Below are 341 nucleotides of genomic sequence, written 5' to 3'. Positions count from 1 at the left end.
CCGGATCGGGCTGCGGCTGGACGTGCCGGCCGCCGGCGGGGCCGGGGTGTGGCTGGCCGCCGGGGTGACCGCCCTGGGGTGCGCGCTGGCGGTGACGCTGCCCGCGCTGACCGCCTCCCTGGCCGCCGGCGGCCGCAGCCGGCCGCTGCCCGCGCCGCTGCGGGCGGGTGCGGACGTCGGCCTGCTGGTGGTGGCCGGGGTCGCCTACTGGCAGCTGTCCCGGCAGACCTCGGGCGCGGTGACCGGTGACGGCGGCGCCCTGGGCATCGACCCGTTGCTGGTGGCGGCGCCCGCGCTGGCGCTGCTGGCCGGCACCGTGCTGACGCTGCGGCTGCTGCCGC

The 341-nt window shown here is 81.5% G+C and carries 1 pseudogene; it reads left to right on the top strand.

The features are described from left to right. Window positions 1-341, top strand: a pseudogene (locus GTW67_RS00710) (ABC transporter permease); the annotation flags it as partial.

Source organism: Streptomyces sp. SID5910 (genome assembly GCF_009862125.1).
Classification (GTDB): Bacteria; Actinomycetota; Actinomycetes; order Streptomycetales; family Streptomycetaceae; genus Streptomyces.
The sequence above is the reverse complement of the archived record's forward strand: the minus strand, read 5'-3'. Positions and strand labels throughout refer to the sequence as shown.